Source organism: Roseovarius sp., from assembly GCF_018066915.1.
Taxonomy (GTDB): Bacteria; Pseudomonadota; Alphaproteobacteria; order Rhodobacterales; family Rhodobacteraceae; genus Roseovarius.
Genome location: NZ_JAGPVV010000351.1, coordinates 1 through 17,468, shown reverse-complemented (window position 1 = coordinate 17,468; position 17,468 = coordinate 1). Strand labels below are relative to the sequence as shown.

Here is a 17,468-nt window from a genome sequence, read left to right as displayed (position 1 = left end):
CGACCTATGACGTGCCTCTACGCCCCAACCGCGTGCATCCGCTCTGGCGCACCGACCACAACAACAACGTCGGCATCGGCGCGCCGGAGATTGAGTATGCCTACGAGCCCGAGGGCGATTGGATCGACCTCATCACCGTCCACAAGGGCGGCCTCTTTGGCACCGATTACCGCATGCTTTTCCCCTCTGACGGGATCGAGGGGATCAAACGGTTCTACCTCGATAGCCTTGTCGCCTTTGGCAAACGCGGGCTGGCCTGTCAGCCCGCGATCATCGGCATTGGCCTTGGGGGGTCCAAGGATACCTGCATGGTTCTGGGCAAGCGCGCTGCCTGCCTGCGCGTCGTGGGCAGCGAGAATCCGGACCCAAGGATTGCCGCGCTGGAGCGCGAGTTCAAGGATCTGGGCAATTCCATCGGCATGGGGGCCATGGGATTTGTCGGCAAGAATATGGTGATCAATTGCAACATCGAGGCGGGCTATTGCCACACCGGGGGCATGCAGATGTCTGTGCATGCCTTTTGCCTGTCGTCGCGCCGGGCGGTCGCGCGCCTCTATCCTGATGGGCGCGTCGCATACCGCACAGATCCCGATTGGTTCACCCCCTATCAGCGCCGCGAAACCGTCGAATGGCAGTGCGGCGCACAGGAGGCGGCAGAATGACGAAACCCCGCGAAATCCGCCTGAGCACCACGCCGACGCCCGAGGCGCTTGCTGAGCTGCGCCTTGGCGATATCGTCTATCTTGATGGGTTGCTCTATACCGCCCGCGAAGGCGTCTACATGCGTGCGCTTGAGGAAAAGGCGAATATCCCGTTGGAATTGCCCAGCCAGAGCGCCACGAATTTCCATTGCTCCCCCGCTGCCGCCATTTGTCCCGATGGGTCGTTCAACATGGGGGCTGTCACCGCAACTGCCTCGTTCCGCTTTGCCAAATGGTTGCCCGAGTGGATGGCCAAGACCGGCGCCAAGCTGATCATCGGCAAAGGCGGCATGTCGTCCAAAGATTACAAATCCTATTTCGTGCCCAATGGCGCAATTTACCTCTCGACCGTGGGCTATGGCACCGGCGCGCTCTTGGGTCGTGGCATCGAAAAGGTCGAGGCGGTGCATTGGCAAGAGGAACTGGGTCTGGCGCAGGCGATGTGGGTTATTCGCTGCAACAAGATGGGGCCGTTCATTGTGGCCTCTGATCTGGACGGTAATTGCCTCTTTGAACGCGAGAACGCCAAGATCGCCAAGAACCTCGAACGGGTCTACGAGGGCACCCGTCCCGCGACCCTCAAACGCTATGGCGAGACCGATGACCGCTCTGATGAGGTGATTGGCTAGAGCATTTCGCGCAGCAGCAGAACCACGCCTGAAACCAAGGTCATCAGGATCAGCAACCGGCGAAAGGCCGTATCGCTCAGGCGTTTGAACACCGTGATCCCGAGTTGCGCCGCCAAGAGTGCGGCTGGAATGGCAATCGCGAGATAAATCAACGTCTCGCGCGTATAGGCCCCCTTGAGCGCCAAGAGGATCGTCGTGACCGCCAGAACCACCACATTGAAGGGCTGCAAAACGGCGCGTGTCTCTTGCTTGGGCCAGGGACGCAGCGCGCACCACATCATCGGCAGCGCGCCAGAGAGCGAGGCGGCACCGCCCAGAACGCCTCCCAGAAACCCAACAAGCATATCCCAAAACGGTGTTGAACGCTCAAACCTTGGCAACCGCGCGCGCAGCGTGAAATAGCCGCCATAGAGCAAAAGCATCGCTGCCACGACAGCCTTGAGCGTGCCCGCGTCGATCACGCTGAGGATCAGAACGCCCAAGGGTATCCCAATCAACCCCGGCAGCAGAAAGCGCGCCAGCCGTCGTGGGTTTTCTCCGATGGCATCGCGCACCACCCAGACCCCTTGCAGCCCGGTCACAACCGAGAGCACGACCAGCATCGCCACCGCTTGCAGGGGTGGGATCACGGTGAGAAAGAATCCAAGCGCAAAAAGTGCTGTGCCAAATCCCGCGAGCCCGTTGATAAACCCCCCCGCCGCAGCCCCGGTGATGACGTAGAGAACCGTGTCGGAATTCATCCGGCGGGACCTCGGGCAGAGGGGGTAAAAATGCCGATCTCGACCGCCCCGATCAGGGCCTTGTGGATTTCCTGAATAATACGCATGCGCGGGTTGTCGCGGCGATGGGCCAAGGTCAGTTGTCGCACTGGCGCGCCTTGGGGCAAGGGCAGTCGGCGCAGCGGCAAAGGGTTGACGCCGCGCACACAACGCGCAGGCACGATGGACACGCCAAGCCCTGCAAGCACCATGCTCGAAATCGCCTCTAGCCCCTGCAACTCCATGGTGACCGACACGGCAATACCGTTTTCGCGCAGCCAACCGTCGATCAACCCGCCCACCACGGCATCCCGGTTAAAGCGGATAAAGGGGTTATTGGTCAGCAGATCGCGCACATCGTCGCCCTCGATCTCTTGGGGCACCAACAACTCCATAGGCTCCTGCGCGATATCCGCATGGTCAAGTTCGGGGGGCAACGGGCCTTGCCGCGACAGGATGGCAGCATCAAGCGCGCCGCGCTCGACCTCGGCAATCAGTTGGGTCGTCATGCCCGGCACGATCCGCACATGCAGATCCGTGAAGCTGTCCTTGAGCAACCGCACCGACAGGGGCGTGAGCCCGGTCAGGGTCATCGGCACAGCGCCAAGCGAGATTTCGCCGCGAAACCCTTCGTCGCCCAGAACAGATGGCACGATGGCATCATAGGCACGCACCACATCACGGGCCCTTGCCACCAAGGCCCGCCCGGTCGGGGTCAGTTCCGGGGATCGGCGCGAGCGATCAAAGAGCGGCACGCCCCATTCTTCCTCGAGACTTCGCATCTGCTGGCTGACGGCGGCATGGGTGACAAACACCGCCTCGGCTGCGGCGCTAAAGGTCTTGTGATCGTCCACCGCAATCAGGGTGCGCAAGCGCCGGATTGACATGCCCTGCCTCTTCCGTAAGATTTTGTAACACATGCTGTAACGGAATATTGCTTATATTAAGCGTGCCTTAAAGTTACACCTAAAGCCGACGGCGTTGCAATCCGCGATCACCCTGCCGCCGACACCACAGAGGAGGAGGAAAACATGAAGCTGAGACAGTTGGGCGCGGTTTGCGCCATGGGACTTGGCCTGACGGCAACCGCCGCATTGGCCGAATATCCCGAACGCCCCATCAACATGGTCATTCCCTATGGCGCAGGCGGCGCGACCGATATTTCGGCCCGCACCATCGCAGAGCCCTTGGGCACCGTGGTCGGCAAGCCGTTGGTCATGTCGAACATCACCGGGGCAGGGGGCGCCACGGGATCGGTCGCGGTGCAGAATGCCAAGGGCGATGGCTATACCATGCTCTTTGCCCGTGTAGGCTCGCACACGGTCAACCCGGCGATGAAGGCAACGCTTCCCTATACACTCGATGATTTCCGCTTTGTGACGGTCTATGAAATCAACCCCGTCGCCTGTGCCGTGCGCCCCGATTCCGGTATCGAGACGATCGAGGATCTCATCGCCCTGACGGAATCCGAGGGCTCCAGCTATAGCTCTTCCGGCGTGGGCTCGATGCTGCATCTCGCGGCGGTGATGGTGCTGGACGAATTCGGCGTGGAGAACCCGCTCGACAAGGCGATCCACATTCCCCAAGGCGGCGGTGGCGAGGCGGCAACTGCTGTTCTCAATGGCACCGTGACCTTTATCTGCACCAACACATCCGCGCTCGCCAATTTCGTGGCCAATGGGCAGTTAAAGCCGATCCTCGTGACCACCGCCGAACCGGTGCCGGGCTTTGATGCGCCGACCGCTGTTGATCTGGGCAAACCTGATCTCACGCAGCTTGTGGGTTGGACTGGCATTGCCGGGCCGGATGACCTGCCGGATGATGTGGCCGCCAAATGGGGCGAGTGGATGACTGCCGCCGCAGGAGACCCGAAATTCGTGGAGCAGATGAGCGCAATGGGCTCTGTGATCAACGTCATGAGCCCCGAAGAGGCCAACGCCTTTATCCAGACGCAATACGAAACCTTCCGTGCGCTGGTCGATAAGCTCGGCATGCGGATCGAAGGCTGAAGTCTGTCGCACGCATAGGCCGGGCGCAGAGGTGCCCGGCCTACCAAGGCCAGCAAACTGATCGGGGAGGATCAGGGTGAACAAACGCACGATACAGCTGCACCTGGGCCTCGGTGCCTGTGCGGCCTGTCTTTTCATGATCCTCTACGCCATTCCCTATTGGATCTCTGCCCCCAGCAATATGCGCAATATCGTCCTCTCGCCCCGGTTCTGGCCCTACGCCATTGCTGGGCTGACAGGGCTTGTGGGCCTCGGAATATTGTTTACCAACCGGAAGTCGGAGGCCGATGATGCCCCCGTCAATGACCCGATTGAAGATCCCGGTGCGGGTCTGATCAGGCTGGCGGGCATGGCGGTGCTGATGGCTGTCACCTTCTGGCTCTTGCCGCGCATCGGTATGGTCTGGGCCTCGATGTTGGCCTTTGCGTCGCTCGCCTTTCTGGTCAAGACGCGCCATCCCAAAACCGCGTTGATCTGTGCCGTGCTGGTTCCGCTCCTGCTCTATGGCTTCTTTGCCCATGTCGCGGGGGTCGCCATCCCGCAGGGCGAGTATGTGAGGCTGCCATGAGCATGATTGACAGCATCCTCGCCGGTCTCGCGCTGGTCGGTAATGTCGAGGCGCTTGTCTCGCTCGCCATCGGAATTGTGATCGGCGTGATCGGCGGCGCGATTCCGGGCATTTCGGCCACGATGGCGGTGGCGCTCACTCTGCCGTTTACCTTTCCCATGCAGCCGATCAACGGCATTCTGATGCTTCTAGGGGTCTACAAAGGCGGCATCTTTGGCGGCTCGATCCCGGCCATTCTGATCAAGACACCGGGCACGCCTGCCTCGTCGGCCACGGTGCTCGACGGGCATCCGATGGCGGCACGCGGCGAGGCGGGGCGCGCGCTTGGTATGGCGCTCTGGGCGTCCTGCACGGCGGATGTGATCTCGAATCTCGCGCTGATCCTTTTCGCGGGCTGGCTTGCGTCTTTCGCGCTCAGCTTTGGACCGCCGGAGTTCTTTGCCCTCATCCTCTTCTCGCTCACGATCATTGCGGGCGTGTCGGGCGAGAGTCTCTTGCGCGGCGCTCTCGCGGCGCTCTTGGGGCTGCTCTTGGCGACCATCGGTCTTGATCTTGTCTATGGCACCAACCGCTTCACTTTTGGCGATCCCAACCTGATGGGCGGGCTGAATTTCATCGCGGTGCTGATCGGCCTCTTTGCCATCCCCGAGGTCATCAACATGGTCTGGCATCCCACGGGCCATATGGGCAAGGTGCAGACATTAGGCAGCAAATGGGTCACTTTTGCCGATTACAAACGCTGTTTCCGCTCCATCGTGCGCGGCAGCTTCATCGGTGTCTTTCTGGGCGCGATCCCCGGCATTGGAGCGGCCCCTGCGGCCTTTCTGAGCTATTCCGAGGCCCGGCGAAAATCCCCCAACAAGGCCAATTTCGGCAAAGGCGAGATCGAGGGCGTCGCGGCCTCTGAGGCGGGCAATAACGGCGTGGCGGGTGCCACTCTGATCCCGCTTCTGGCGCTTGGCGTGCCGGGCGATGTGATCACCGCGATCATTATCGGGGCCTTCATGGTGCATGGGTTACAGCCGGGGCCGATGATGTTCGTGATGAACGTCGATATCATCTATGGCCTTTTTATTGGTCTGATCTTTTCCTCAGGCCTGCTCTTTATCGTCGGCGGTCTGGCCATTCGCGGCTTTAAACCCGTGGCCGATATCCCCAAGCGTATCCTGATGCCGATTGTCCTCGTGCTCTGCATCTACGGCGTCTTTGCGGTCAACAACAACATCTTTGATGTGGGCGTCATGTTCGTGATGGGCTGGGTGGGGTTTTTCATGTCCCGCTATCACATTCCCGCCGCGCCTTTTCTGATCGCCTTCATTCTGGGCCCCCTGCTCGAGGATAATTTCCGTAAATCCATGCTGATGTCAGGCGGCTCGCCTGATGTGCTCTTGCGGGGGCCGATCACGTGGTTCTTCTGGGCCCTGACCCTGATCGCGGTCGTGGCGATTGCGCGTGGCACGCTGGACAAGGCGCGCGACAAGGGCTGAGCTTGCCTCGTCTTTGACCATCTTGCGCGGGTTTGCAGCCTGATAAGATTTTCGTGACTCGCCGCTCTGGAGGCTATGAAAGCAATGCTTCCCTTAATATATTCAAAAACGATAATATAATCGTCGGGTCTCCCTGACGTGCTTTTGCCATGGCGAGAGAGGAAGAAAGATGACGGGTATCGAAACCGAATTTACCCCGCTGATGTCATTCGCGGGCGGTGTGTTGATCGGTTTGTCAGCCGTGTTGCTGATGTTTTTCCAAGGTCGGATCATGGGGGCCACTGGCATCCTGTCGGGCCTCATCACCGGCGGTGTGCCGGGCGACAAGAGCTGGCGCGCGGCAGTGGTCGTGGGCATGATTGCCGGACCGCTTGTGGTGCTGGCGCTGACCGGCCAAATGCCGGCGGTGGATGTCCCCATCAGCTTGCCCATGATCGTGATCGGCGGATTCATCGTGGGTATCGGCGTGACTTTCGGCTCTGGCTGCACCTCGGGGCACGGGGTTTGCGGCCTTGCGCGGCTCTCGCCCCGGTCTTTCGTGGCGACGCTAACCTTCATGGCCGTGGCCATTCTCACCGTCTATGTCATCCGTCATGTGATTGGGGCCTAAGCCATGCGCATTCTTTCAGCCCTGCTTGTCGGTCTTGTCTTTGGCGTGGGAATTGCCATCTCGGGCATGATCAACCCGGCCAAGGTGCTCAATTTCTTTGACGTCGCCGGGACATGGGACCCGAGCCTGATTTTTGTCATGGGGGGCGCGCTGTTGACCACCTTCATCGGCTATCGTCTGGTGCTGAAACGCCCCGGCCCGATTGTCGAGGCAGAGTTCAAGTTGCCCACCAACACGGTCATCGACGCGCGTCTGATCGGGGGATCGGCGGTCTTTGGCCTCGGCTGGGGCATCGCAGGATTCTGCCCCGGCGCGGCGGTCCCGGCGCTAGGCTCTGGCAGATACGAGGTGGTGGCCTTTGTCGCAGCACTCTTGACCGGGCTTTGGGTGGCCAAGATGATCCAGACGAAACAGGCAGACAGAAGGGTCACGGCATGACGGATTATCCGGTGGACATGAGCATCACGCCCGAGGTCAAGGCGTTCTTTGACGAGGCGACGAATACCATCAGTTACGTGGTCAAGGACCCCGGCTCGTCCGCCTGTGCCGTGGTCGATAGCGTGATGGATATCGACATGGCGGCGGGGCGGATCACCTATGCTCATGCCGATGCCATGATTGCTTATATGATGGATCACGGCCTCACGCTTGAGTGGATCATCGAGACCCATGTCCATGCCGACCATCTCTCGGCAGCGCCCTATATTCAGCAGAAACTGGGCGGCAAAATCGGGATTGGCCAGAAAATCCTCGTCGTGCAGGAAACCTTTGGCAAGATCTTCAACGAAGGCACCGAATTTCAGCGCGACGGCAGCCAATTCAATGCGCTGTTCAAGGATGGCGATACATACCAAGTGGGTGGCATGACCTGCTTTGCCATGCACACGCCCGGCCATACGCCCGCCTGCATGGTGCATGTGATGGGCGATGCGGCCTTTGTCGGTGATACGCTCTTCATGCCCGATGGCGGATCGGCCCGCGCCGACTTTCCCGGTGGCGACGCAGGGGAACTCTACGACAGCATTCAAAAGGTGCTGCGCCTGCCCGACGATATGCGCCTGTTCATGTGCCACGATTACGGCCCGAATGGCCGCGATATCCAGTGGGAAACGACGGTAGGCGCAGAGAAGGCGCACAATATCCATGTGGGTGGCGGCAAAACGCGCGAGAACTTCGTGAAGTTCAGAACCGAGCGCGATGCACAGCTTGCCATGCCGCGGTTGATCCTGCCCTCCTTGCAGGTCAACATGCGCGCAGGCGAAGTGCCGCGCGACGGCGACGGCAATCCGATGCTGAAGCTGCCGGTGAACAGGCTCTGAGATATTGCCCCCTCTGCCGGGGCGCGGAACAAGTGACATGGATCTGAAATCCCTCGGGCGCGCCCTTCCCAGTCTTGAATGAGGTCGCGACTATAATCGCAACACGCTGACCGACGAGACGCTGACCGCGTTTCTCGCCAATACGTGCAGCTATAGGAAGGGCACCAGGATGAGCTGTGCAGGCCTCCAAAAGGATGAGGATCGTGCTGCAATCTCCGCTTATCTTTCGAGCTTCAGACAGTAATATGACGCCATGATAGTGCGCCTCCTCTTGCCGATTGCCTTGACCGCGATACTGGCGGCAGGCGCTGCGCGCCCCGAAGTTGCGGGCGATGCCAAGGCAGGAGCGGCGCTCTATGGACAGTGCAAAGGCTGTCATGAGATCGGAAAGGGGGCCGGGGATCGTATCGGCCCCCATCTCAATGGCCTCTTCGGGCGTCGCGCCGCGTCACATGAGGGCTATGCCTATTCAGCCTCGATGCAGCGCGCGGGGGTCGATGGGCTGATCTGGGATTTTGATACGCTCGATGCCTATCTCGAAAATCCCCGCGCCTTGGTATCCAAGACCCGCACGAGTTATCGGGGCATGAAGGACGCGCAGGACCGCGCGGACCTCTTGGCCTATTTGCGCAGCTTTTCCGCTGACCCCGCCAATATCCCCGAGGCTGCGCCAACCGCACGCGGCACAGATCACACCGTTGATCCCACAATTCTGGCGATTCAGGGCGATCCTGAATATGGCGAATACCTCTCCAGCGAATGTGTAAGCTGCCATCAGGCCGATGGATCAGCCGAGGGCATCCCCTCCATCACCCGTTGGCCCGAAGAGGATTTCGTGGTCGCGATGCACGCCTACAAAGACAAGCTGCGTCCCCATCCGGTGATGCAGATGATGGCCGGACGCCTGTCGAACGAGGAGATCGCGGCATTGGCGGCCTATTTCAAGGACATCGACTGAACCGAGGTCCATTCAGGGAGGACGGAACATGACATTGAACCGACGCGATTTTATTGCCGTGGGCGCGGCCACGGCGGCCAGCCTGTCGGCACCTGCCGTTCTGGCTGATGGTCACGGCAAACCTCGGGTCGTGGTGATCGGCGGCGGATCGGGTGGGGCCACCGCTGCGCGCTATATCGCCAAGGACAGCAAGGGCGCGATTGACGTGACCCTGGTCGAGCCGTCGCGCGCCTATTTCACCTGCTATTTCTCCAACCTCTATATCGCCGGTCTTACCGAACTTGACGATATTTCCCACACCTATGGCACGCTGGCGGCCAAATACGGGATCAATGTCGTGCATGATTGGGCGGTCGATGTGGACCGGGCGTCCCGGACCGTCAGCCTCGCAGGCGGTTCCGTGTTGCCCTATGACAAACTGATCCTCAGTCCCGGCATTGATTTTGTCGAAGGTGCTGTGCCCGGTTGGTCCGTCGCCGCGCAAAACAAGATGCCCCACGCCTACAAGGCCGGATCGCAGAGCGAACTTCTCAAGGCGCAGATCATGGCCATGCCACAGGGCGGACGCTTTGCCATGGTGGCCCCGCCTGACCCGTTCCGCTGCCCCCCCGGACCCTACGAGCGGATTTCGATGGTGGCGCATGTTCTCAAGCAGACCAATCCGACCGCCAAGATCCTGTTGGTCGACCCCAAGGAAACCTTCTCGAAACAGGCGCTCTTTGAAGAGGGCTGGGAACGCCATTACTCTGGCATGATCGAGCGTGTCGGCCCCGATTTCGGCGCGACCAACGTGACCGTCGATCCCGAAGCGATGACCGTCGACATCGACGGATCGGTCGAGGCTGTCGACGTCTGCAACGTCATCCCGGCGCAAAAGGCCGGGCGCATCGCCGATGTGGCGGGCGTCACCGATGGCAACTGGGCGCCGGTCAATGCCGCCGACATGTCGTCCAAGGCTGACCCGGATGTGCATGTTCTGGGCGATGCGGCGCAACAGGGCGATATGCCCAAATCCGGCTTTGCCGCCAATTCTCAGGCCAAGGTCTGCGCCATGGCGGTACGTGGTGCGCTGACCGATTCCAAGGTATTTCCGGCCAAGTTCACCAACACCTGCTGGTCGCTCATTGCCCCCGACGATGGCGTCAAGGTGGGGGCCACCTACGAGGCCACGGCGGAAAAGATCGCCAAGGTCGACGGATTTGTCTCGCAGACCGGCGAGGATGCAGCGACCCGCAAGGCGACCTACGAGGAATCCGTCGGTTGGTACGCCGGGATCACCGCGGACATGTTTAACTGAGCGGATAAGTGTAGATGAACACCTCATGCTGACCGGACGCGCGCTGCGCCCGGTCGCCTCGTGATCGCGCCTCAGGCGGCAGCCTTCATCAGGCCTTCGTCGCGGATCTGCTTTTCTGCCTGATCCAAGGACATCCACGCCCGTTCGATCAAGGTGTCGATCTGGGATTTCGAGATCACCAACGGCGGCGAGATGATCATCCGGTCGCCGACGTGCCGCATCACGAGATTGTTGGCAAAACACCGCTCGCGGCAGATATAACCCGCCGTGCCCGGTTCGGACGCAAACTTGGCCCGGCTCGCCTTGTGCGGGGTCAGGGCGAGCGAACCCATCATCCCGATGATCCGCGTCTCGCCCACCATCGGATGATCGGCCAGCGAGTTCCACTTTTCTTGCAGATAGGGCCCTGTATCCGTCGCCACACGCTCGATGATCTTTTCTTCTTCGAGAATCCGCAGGTTTTCCAGCGCCACGGCACAAGAGACGGGATGCCCGGAATAGGTATAGCCGTGGTTGAACTCACAGGCGTTGATCACCTTGGCCACCCGGTCCGACACCAAAGAGCCGCCAATCGGCGCATACCCAGAGCTGAGCCCCTTGGCGATGGTCATAATATCGGGGCGGATGTTATAGGTCTGGCTGCCAAACCAGTTGCCTGTACGACCAAAACCGCAGATCACCTCATCGGCAATCAGCAGGATACCGTATTTGTCGCAAATACGCTGAATCTCGGGCCAATAGCTGTCGGGCGGAATGATCACGCCGCCCGCCCCCTGGACCGGCTCGGCGATAAAGGCCGCGACGCGGTGCGCGCCCAATTCTTCGATCTTGGCCTCAAGCTGCCGCGCGCGCTCTAGGCCGAATGTCTCAGGGTCGCTATCGCCACCCTCGGCATACCAATGCGGCTGGTCGATATGACAGATGTTCGGGATGGGCAAACCGCCCTGTGAATGAATGCCAGACATACCACCCAAGCTGCCGCCGCCAATGGTTGACCCGTGATAGGCATTCTTGCGGCTGATGATGATATTGCGCTCCGGCTCGCCCAATTGCGCCCAATAGGTGCGGACCATGCGAATGTTCGTGTCATTCGCCTCAGACCCGGACCCGGCGTAGAATACATGGTTAAACCCTTCCGGCGCCAGCTCTGCCAGCTTGGCCGAGAGCGCGATGGCGGGCACATGGCTGGTCTGGAAGAACGTGTTGTAGAACGGCAGTTCCATCATCTGCCGCGCGGCGACATCGGCAAGTTCCTGACGCCCATAGCCGATATTGACGCACCACAGCCCGCCCATACCGTCGAGGATCTCATGCCCCTCGCTGTCGGTCAGGGTCACGCCTTTGGCGCGGGTGATGATCCGCGCGCCTTTGGCGCCCAACTGATCGCCATGGGTAAAGGGGTGCATGTGATGCGCGGCATCCAGCGCCTGCAGCTCTGCGGTCGGCATGTGGTTGGTGATCATCGTCATGGCATTCCCTTTCCCGAATCGGTCTGGCCGCGCAAGCGCAGCCCTCATTCCGAAAATATGATCAAATTATCCAGTGTCAATCGAATCAGCGGGCGGCGGCCACACGTTCCAACGAATGTCGCACTTGCTCCATTCCCTGGATCACGTCTTCGCGAATGGCGCGTGCCGCCGCCTCTGCATCGCGGGCATGCATCGCAGCCAACATGTCCTTGTGTTTGTCCGGCAGGTTCTGTGTGCCCATGCGTCCACAGACCACCCGCAGCGACGGCCCGAACCGGAGCCATAGGCCATCCGCGACATCAGCCAGGATTGGCGCCTGCGCAATGTCATAGATCCGCTTGTGAAAGCGATAGTTGAGTTCCAGATAGGCGCGCAGATCGCCGCGCAATATGGCGCGGTCCAACTCGTCGTCGAGGTCCGCCAACCAATCCAGATCCTCGAGACTCGCGCGCTCTGTCGCGCGCAACGTCAGATAAGGGTCAAGCCATTGCCGCGCATAGATCAATTCGCTGATGTTGTCCGCCGTTAAAAGCGGCACTGATACCCTGCGATTGCCTTGAAATTCCAGCGCCCCCTCAGCGATAAGGCGGCGGATCGCCTCGCGCACAGGCGTCATGCCCGCACCCAGCCGTTCCGAGAGACCCTGAATCGTTACGGCCTGTCCCGGTGCCAGATCGCCAAAGAGCACCAGATCGCGCAATTGCCGATGGATCAACTCATGCGCGGGCAGCCGCGTCAAATCCCCATCGGTCGTGCTGAATTTCTGTGCGGTGGTGGTCATCTGCAAGGCAATCCGATCAGGCGTCTCAATGTCTGGCCTTGCGAGTTTAGCCTGTGCATGAAAACATTACCATATTGCCATGAGCGGAAATTTTTGATCAAATCCGCACCAAGGCAGACACATGCCGACCAACGGGAGAACATGATGCGAAATCTGATACTGACCACCACAGCCACAATCGCGCTCGGCGCATTCGCCGCGCAGGCCCAAGAAGTGAGGGTCTACAACTGGTCCGACTACATCGACGAAGAACTGCTGACCAAGTTCGAGGCGGATACCGGGCTCAAGCTCATTTATGACGTGTTTGACAGCAACGAGGTCTTGGAAACCAAGATGCTCGCAGGCGGCTCTGGCTATGATGTGGTTGTCCCGACCGGCACCTTCCTTCAGCGTCAGATCGAGGCCGGCGCATTCCAGAAGCTGGACAAATCCAAGCTGCCCAACATCGACAACATGTGGGACGTCGTAAGCAGCCGCACCGAACAGTATGACCCCGAAAACGCCTATTCGATCAACTACATGTGGGGCACCACCGGCATCGGCGCCAATGTCGGCAAGGTCAAGGAACTGCTGGGCGAGGACGCGCCGCTCGACAGTCTCGAGCTGGTGATGAACCCGGACAACATGGCCAAGCTGGCGGAATGTGGCGTGCATTTCCTCGATGCCCCCGCCGAAATGATCCCGATGGCGCTGAAATATATCGGCGAAGACCCCAACAGCCATGATCCCGACGTGATCGCCAAGGTAGAGCCTGTGCTGATGGCCGTCCGCCCGCACATCCAGAAATTCAACAGCTCGGAATATATCAACGCGCTCGCCAATGGTGACATCTGCGTGGCTGTGGGCTGGTCCGGGGACATTCTTCAGGCCCGTGACCGCGCTGCAGAGGCCAACAATGGCGTCGAAATCGTCTACAACGCGCCCAAGGAAGGCGCACAGATGTGGTTCGACCAGATGGCGATCCCCGTCGATGCCCCCAATCCCGACGGCGCGCATGCGTTCCTGAACTTTATCATGGACGCGCAGAACATGGCCGCCGCGTCGAACTATGTCTATTACGCCAATGGCAACAAGGCGAGCCAGGAGTTCCTTGTTGAGGACGTGATCGGCGATCCGGCGATTTATCCGTCGGAAGAGGCGCTCAACAACCTCTTCACAACCACGCCTTATGACGCAGGCGTGCAGCGGACCGTGACCCGCCTCTGGACCAAGATCAAATCCGGCACCTGACCCGGATAGGCCAGTAACCCGCGCAGGGCCATGCCTTGCGCGGGCAATCTCAAACAGTCGGGGGCAGGTATGGCACAAGTCGTTTTCGAGCCTTGGAATGATCCCAAGGCAAAGCCACTCATCCAATTCAAGGGCGTGACAAAGCGGTTTGGTGAATTTACCGCGATCGACAATCAGACATTCGACATCTACGAGCGCGAGTTCTTCGCGCTGCTTGGCCCCTCTGGCTGTGGCAAGACCACGATGATGCGCATGCTGGCGGGTTTCGAAAAGCCGACCGAGGGCAAGATCCTCCTCGCCGGTCAGGACCTTGCGCCGATCCCCCCCAACAAGCGTTCTGTCAACATGATGTTCCAGTCCTACGCGCTCTTTCCGCATTTGTCGGTCTGGGAAAACATCGCGTTTGGCCTCAAGCGCGACGGCAAACCCAAGGACGTGATTGCCGCCCGCGTGGATGAGATGCTCAAGCTCACGCGCCTCCAGCAATTCGCCAAGCGCAAGCCGCATCAAATCTCTGGTGGCCAGCGGCAGCGCGTGGCCCTTGCCCGCAGCCTTGCCAAGGCCCCCAAACTCTTGCTGCTCGACGAACCGCTTGGCGCTCTTGATGCCAAATTGCGTCAGGCGACCCAGTTCGAGCTGATGGACATCCAAGAGAAAACCGGCACCACATTCGTCATCGTGACCCACGATCAGGAAGAGGCGATGACCGTCGCCAGCCGGGTCGCCGTAATGGACAATGGCCGCATCATTCAGGCCGACACGCCCGCCCGCATCTACGAAATGCCCAATTCCGTCTATGTGGCCGATTTCATTGGCGAGGTCACGATCATCCCCGGCACCGCGCGCAAATCCGGTGAGGGCTATGAAATCGCCTATGCCGAAGGCATGACACCGCTCTACGCCGAAACCGAGACCACGTTTGACAATGGCGAAACCTGTCACATCGCGCTGCGCCCCGAAAAGGTGGCGATCAGCGCAGAGCGGCCCGAGGACCGGCGCAATGCCGTGCAGGGCAAGATCATCGACATCGCCTATCTCGGCAATCTCTCGACCTATCATGTGGCCCTGCCCAATGGTCAGATGATCAAGGCGCAGACTGCAAACACGCGCCGCTTGTCCCGGCGCGGCTTTACTTGGGAAGACACCGTCTGGCTGTCGTGGACCGATACCGCCGCCGTGCTCTTGAAAGGGTAGGGGGATGCGCCGCTTTGCCCTGATATTTCTGCCTTATGCCTGGCTCTTGGCGCTCTTTCTGGTGCCCTTTCTGATTGTGCTCAAGATCAGCCTCAGCGATATCGCCACGGCCATCCCACCCTATACGCCGACCTTGGATTTCTCTCAGGGGTGGCAGGGCATCAGAGCGTTTTTCAGCGCGCTGGATTTTGAGAACTTCGCCTTTCTGAGAACCGATGATCTCTATTGGAAATCCTATGTTTCCTCGTTGCAGATCGCCGCTCTCTCCACGCTCCTGACCCTGCTGGTGGGCTATCCCATTGCCTATGGCATGGCCAATGCGCCGGATCACTGGCGCCCGACCTTGATGATGCTGGTCATCCTGCCGTTCTGGACCAGCTTTCTCATCCGGGTCTATTCCTGGATGGGTATCCTCTCGACCGAGGGCTATCTCAATCAGGTTCTTCTGAAGATCGGTGTGATTTCAGAGCCGTTGATCATCCTCAACACGCCCACGGCGGTCTATATCGGCATTGTCTACACGTATCTGCCCTTCATGATCCTGCCGATCTATTCCGCGCTCGAGCGGATGGATGGCTCTCTGCTCGAAGCCGCCGAGGATCTGGGATGTTCCCGGATCAAGGCGTTCTGGCTGATCACCGTGCCCCTGTCGAAAAGCGGGATCATCGCCGGGTGCTTTCTCGTCTTCATCCCCGTCATCGGCGAGTTTGTCATTCCTTCGCTCTTGGGCGGGTCGCAAACCCTGATGATCGGCAAGGTGCTCTGGGAAGAATTCTTCAACAACCGTGACTGGCCTGTGGCCAGTGCGGTGGCGGTTGTCCTGTTGCTGATCCTGATCATCCCCATCGTGCTCTTTCAACGTAACGAGCAAAAGCAGCGGGAGGCCGAAGAATGAGACGGCTCACATGGTTTAACGCCACCTCGCTCACGCTTGGGTTTGCGTTCCTCTATCTGCCGATGATCATCCTGATCACCTATAGCTTCAACGAGTCCAAGCTGGTGACGGTCTGGGCCGGGTTCTCGACCAAATGGTATGGTGAGCTGCTCAGAAACCAGTCTTTCCTCGATGCCGCTTGGGTGACGGTCAAGGTGGCGATTGCCTCCTCGACCATCGCCACGATCCTCGGCACCATGGCGGCCCTTGTTCTGGTGCGTGCCGGGCGGTTCTATGGCCGCACGCTGTTTTCTGGCATGATCTACGCCCCCTTGGTCATGCCCGAGGTGATCACCGGCCTGTCGCTTCTTCTGCTTTTCATCGGCATCGGGATGGATCGTGGGATTTTCACCATCATTCTTGCGCACACTACGTTTTCGATGTGTTTCGTCTCGGTTGTTGTGTCCTCGCGCCTTGTGACCTTTGACCGCTCGCTGGAAGAAGCTGCGCTTGATCTGGGCTGCTCGCCCTTTGATGCCTTTCGCCTTGTCACGCTACCGATCATCGCCCCTGCGGTTATATCGGGCTGGCTTCTGGCCTTTACCCTGTCGCTCGACGACCTTGTGATCGCCAGCTTCACCGCCGGTCCCTCGGCCACCACCCTGCCGATCAAGATCTGGTCTGCTGTGCGCCTCGGTGTCTCGCCCGAGATCAATGCGCTCTCGACCATCATGATCGGGATTGTCGCGGTCGGGGTCATCTCTGCGTCGCTCATCACGAAACGTGCCTCCCTGCGACAGCAGGCCGACGAACGCGCCGCCGTGCACGCATGAGTCGCGTCTTTCCGGCCCATACCTATGGTGAAGGGCCAAGAGAGCGTGGCTATTGGCAGACCACCGCAGATATGCCCGATTACCCTCCGGCAGAGGGGGCGATCGACTGCGACGTCGCGGTGATTGGTGCGGGGTTTACGGGTCTTTCGGCTGCCCTGCATCTGGCCGAGGCGGGGCAGGATGTCAGGGTGTTCGAGGCGCAGACCCCCGCTTGGGGGGCCTCTGGGCGCAATGGTGGCTTTTGCTGTCTAGGTGGCTCTGCGGCGTCGGATGCCATGCTGCGCAAGATGCACGGCGAACCCGCCCGCCGCGAATACCGCCAGACCGAGGTAGAGGCAGTGCGCTTTGCCCGCGCCCTGATCGAAGCCCACGGCATCTCGCCCGATATCCATTCCGATGGCGAAACTGTGCTGGCTCATACCTCCAAGGCCGCCGCAGGCTTTGCCGACCGCGCCGCCCGGATCAAGGCCGATTACGGGGTCACGCCCACGCTCATCCCCGGCTCTGAACTGACCCAGATGGGGATGAAGGGACCGTTTTATGCGGCGCTCACCACGCCCCTCGGGGTGGCCCTCAACCCGTTCAAATACACGCTGGGATTGGCTGAGGCGGCAAGCCGGGCCGGCGCGCGCATTTACGCCCACTCGCCCGTCACCGGCATCAGCCAGGCCAGCGGCTTTACCCTCACAACTCCGAATGCACGCATCACTGCCCGCCGCCTGATCGTGGCCACCAACGGGTATTCCTCGGA

The 17,468-nt window shown here is 60.2% G+C and carries 19 protein-coding genes; 15 read left to right on the top strand and 4 right to left on the bottom strand.

Annotation, left to right across the window (positions count from 1 at the left end; genetic code table 11):
* The coding region (locus KBT70_RS19710) for a fumarate hydratase (protein ID WP_296638107.1) at positions 1–662 on the top strand (662 nt) is incomplete at its 5' end.
* Positions 659–1,330: a fumarate hydratase C-terminal domain-containing protein gene (locus KBT70_RS19705; RefSeq protein ID WP_296638105.1), complete on the top strand. Its 672-nt coding sequence runs from the start codon at positions 659–661 to the stop codon at positions 1,328–1,330. The genes KBT70_RS19710 and KBT70_RS19705, both read left to right, overlap by 4 nt.
* Here KBT70_RS19705 and KBT70_RS19700 read toward each other — a convergent pair.
* Complete coding sequence (locus KBT70_RS19700; RefSeq protein WP_296638103.1) at positions 1,327–2,070, bottom strand: sulfite exporter TauE/SafE family protein; 744 nt, start codon at positions 2,068–2,070, stop codon at positions 1,327–1,329. The genes KBT70_RS19705 and KBT70_RS19700 overlap by 4 nt on opposite strands.
* Positions 2,067–2,975, bottom strand: a complete 909-nt coding sequence (locus tag KBT70_RS19695; RefSeq protein ID WP_296638102.1) for a LysR substrate-binding domain-containing protein — start codon at positions 2,973–2,975, stop codon at positions 2,067–2,069. Before KBT70_RS19695 ends, KBT70_RS19700 begins: the two co-directional genes overlap by 4 nt.
* Positions 2,976–3,119: 144 nt before the next feature.
* Between KBT70_RS19695 and KBT70_RS19690 the strand changes: the two genes are divergently transcribed.
* The 8 genes from KBT70_RS19690 (at position 3,120) to KBT70_RS19655 (ending at position 10,336) form a co-directional block, all read left to right on the top strand.
* Positions 3,120–4,097 carry a tripartite tricarboxylate transporter substrate binding protein gene (locus KBT70_RS19690; protein ID WP_296638101.1) on the top strand — a complete coding sequence of 326 codons (978 nt, stop codon included), beginning with the start codon at positions 3,120–3,122 and terminating at the stop codon, positions 4,095–4,097.
* A 76-nt stretch (positions 4,098–4,173) separates the two neighbouring features.
* The gene (locus tag KBT70_RS19685) at positions 4,174–4,665 is read left to right on the top strand and encodes a tripartite tricarboxylate transporter TctB family protein (RefSeq protein ID WP_296638100.1); all 492 of its coding nucleotides are present in this window, start codon (positions 4,174–4,176) and stop codon (positions 4,663–4,665) included.
* Complete coding sequence (locus KBT70_RS19680; RefSeq protein ID WP_296638099.1) at positions 4,662–6,152, top strand: tripartite tricarboxylate transporter permease; 1,491 nt, start codon at positions 4,662–4,664, stop codon at positions 6,150–6,152. Before KBT70_RS19685 ends, KBT70_RS19680 begins: the two co-directional genes overlap by 4 nt.
* A gap of 169 nt (positions 6,153–6,321) precedes the next feature.
* A complete protein-coding gene (locus KBT70_RS19675; RefSeq protein ID WP_296638098.1) occupies positions 6,322–6,762 on the top strand; it encodes a YeeE/YedE thiosulfate transporter family protein in 441 nt (146 codons plus the stop codon).
* A gap of 3 nt (positions 6,763–6,765) precedes the next feature.
* Positions 6,766–7,200 carry a DUF6691 family protein gene (locus tag KBT70_RS19670; RefSeq protein ID WP_296638097.1) on the top strand — a complete coding sequence of 145 codons (435 nt, stop codon included), beginning with the start codon at positions 6,766–6,768 and terminating at the stop codon, positions 7,198–7,200.
* Positions 7,197–8,081, top strand: a complete 885-nt coding sequence (locus KBT70_RS19665) for an MBL fold metallo-hydrolase (RefSeq protein ID WP_296638096.1) — start codon at positions 7,197–7,199, stop codon at positions 8,079–8,081. Before KBT70_RS19670 ends, KBT70_RS19665 begins: the two co-directional genes overlap by 4 nt.
* Positions 8,082–8,334: 253 nt before the next feature.
* Positions 8,335–9,039: a c-type cytochrome gene (locus KBT70_RS19660; protein ID WP_296638095.1), complete on the top strand. Its 705-nt coding sequence runs from the start codon at positions 8,335–8,337 to the stop codon at positions 9,037–9,039.
* Positions 9,040–9,067: 28 nt separating this feature from the next.
* The gene (locus KBT70_RS19655; RefSeq protein ID WP_296638094.1) at positions 9,068–10,336 is read left to right on the top strand and encodes an NAD(P)/FAD-dependent oxidoreductase; all 1,269 of its coding nucleotides are present in this window, start codon (positions 9,068–9,070) and stop codon (positions 10,334–10,336) included.
* 71 nt (positions 10,337–10,407) lie between these two features.
* Here the strand turns inward: KBT70_RS19655 and KBT70_RS19650 are convergent, their stop codons facing one another.
* Together KBT70_RS19650 and KBT70_RS19645 are read right to left on the bottom strand one after the other, a co-directional pair.
* Positions 10,408–11,805 carry an aspartate aminotransferase family protein gene (locus tag KBT70_RS19650; protein WP_296638093.1) on the bottom strand — a complete coding sequence of 466 codons (1,398 nt, stop codon included), beginning with the start codon at positions 11,803–11,805 and terminating at the stop codon, positions 10,408–10,410.
* Between the two features lie 85 nt (positions 11,806–11,890).
* Positions 11,891–12,586 carry a GntR family transcriptional regulator gene (locus KBT70_RS19645; RefSeq protein WP_296638092.1) on the bottom strand — a complete coding sequence of 232 codons (696 nt, stop codon included), beginning with the start codon at positions 12,584–12,586 and terminating at the stop codon, positions 11,891–11,893.
* 144 nt (positions 12,587–12,730) lie between these two features.
* Between KBT70_RS19645 and KBT70_RS19640 the strand changes: the two genes are divergently transcribed.
* From KBT70_RS19640 to KBT70_RS19620, 5 genes are all read left to right on the top strand, one after another.
* Positions 12,731–13,816, top strand: coding sequence for a polyamine ABC transporter substrate-binding protein (locus KBT70_RS19640; RefSeq protein WP_296638109.1), 1,086 nt, complete (start codon positions 12,731–12,733; stop codon positions 13,814–13,816).
* A gap of 69 nt (positions 13,817–13,885) precedes the next feature.
* Positions 13,886–15,010, top strand: a complete 1,125-nt coding sequence (locus KBT70_RS19635; RefSeq protein WP_296638091.1) for an ABC transporter ATP-binding protein — start codon at positions 13,886–13,888, stop codon at positions 15,008–15,010.
* A gap of 4 nt (positions 15,011–15,014) precedes the next feature.
* Positions 15,015–15,905: an ABC transporter permease subunit gene (locus KBT70_RS19630; RefSeq protein ID WP_296638090.1), complete on the top strand. Its 891-nt coding sequence runs from the start codon at positions 15,015–15,017 to the stop codon at positions 15,903–15,905.
* Complete coding sequence (locus tag KBT70_RS19625) at positions 15,902–16,717, top strand: ABC transporter permease subunit (RefSeq protein WP_296638089.1); 816 nt, start codon at positions 15,902–15,904, stop codon at positions 16,715–16,717. The genes KBT70_RS19630 and KBT70_RS19625 overlap by 4 nt, the downstream gene beginning before the upstream one ends.
* Positions 16,714–17,468, top strand: a 755-nt coding sequence (locus KBT70_RS19620) for an FAD-dependent oxidoreductase (protein ID WP_296638088.1), incomplete at its 3' end; no start/stop codon positions are given. The genes KBT70_RS19625 and KBT70_RS19620, both read left to right, overlap by 4 nt.

Coding starts and splice junctions, on each gene's coding strand:
- KBT70_RS19705 (WP_296638105.1), top strand. CDS start 659: ATGACGAAACCCCGCGAAATCCGCCTGAGCACCACGCCGACGCCCGAG.
- KBT70_RS19665 (WP_296638096.1), top strand. CDS start 7,197: ATGACGGATTATCCGGTGGACATGAGCATCACGCCCGAGGTCAAGGCG.
- KBT70_RS19625 (WP_296638089.1), top strand. CDS start 15,902: ATGAGACGGCTCACATGGTTTAACGCCACCTCGCTCACGCTTGGGTTT.
- KBT70_RS19670 (WP_296638097.1), top strand. CDS start 6,766: ATGCGCATTCTTTCAGCCCTGCTTGTCGGTCTTGTCTTTGGCGTGGGA.
- KBT70_RS19675 (WP_296638098.1), top strand. CDS start 6,322: ATGACGGGTATCGAAACCGAATTTACCCCGCTGATGTCATTCGCGGGC.
- KBT70_RS19680 (WP_296638099.1), top strand. CDS start 4,662: ATGAGCATGATTGACAGCATCCTCGCCGGTCTCGCGCTGGTCGGTAAT.
- KBT70_RS19640 (WP_296638109.1), top strand. CDS start 12,731: ATGCGAAATCTGATACTGACCACCACAGCCACAATCGCGCTCGGCGCA.
- KBT70_RS19660 (WP_296638095.1), top strand. CDS start 8,335: ATGATAGTGCGCCTCCTCTTGCCGATTGCCTTGACCGCGATACTGGCG.
- KBT70_RS19695 (WP_296638102.1), bottom strand. CDS start 2,975: ATGTCAATCCGGCGCTTGCGCACCCTGATTGCGGTGGACGATCACAAG.
- KBT70_RS19655 (WP_296638094.1), top strand. CDS start 9,068: ATGACATTGAACCGACGCGATTTTATTGCCGTGGGCGCGGCCACGGCG.
- KBT70_RS19690 (WP_296638101.1), top strand. CDS start 3,120: ATGAAGCTGAGACAGTTGGGCGCGGTTTGCGCCATGGGACTTGGCCTG.
- KBT70_RS19650 (WP_296638093.1), bottom strand. CDS start 11,805: ATGACGATGATCACCAACCACATGCCGACCGCAGAGCTGCAGGCGCTG.
- KBT70_RS19630 (WP_296638090.1), top strand. CDS start 15,015: ATGCGCCGCTTTGCCCTGATATTTCTGCCTTATGCCTGGCTCTTGGCG.
- KBT70_RS19635 (WP_296638091.1), top strand. CDS start 13,886: ATGGCACAAGTCGTTTTCGAGCCTTGGAATGATCCCAAGGCAAAGCCA.
- KBT70_RS19645 (WP_296638092.1), bottom strand. CDS start 12,586: ATGACCACCACCGCACAGAAATTCAGCACGACCGATGGGGATTTGACG.
- KBT70_RS19700 (WP_296638103.1), bottom strand. CDS start 2,070: ATGAATTCCGACACGGTTCTCTACGTCATCACCGGGGCTGCGGCGGGG.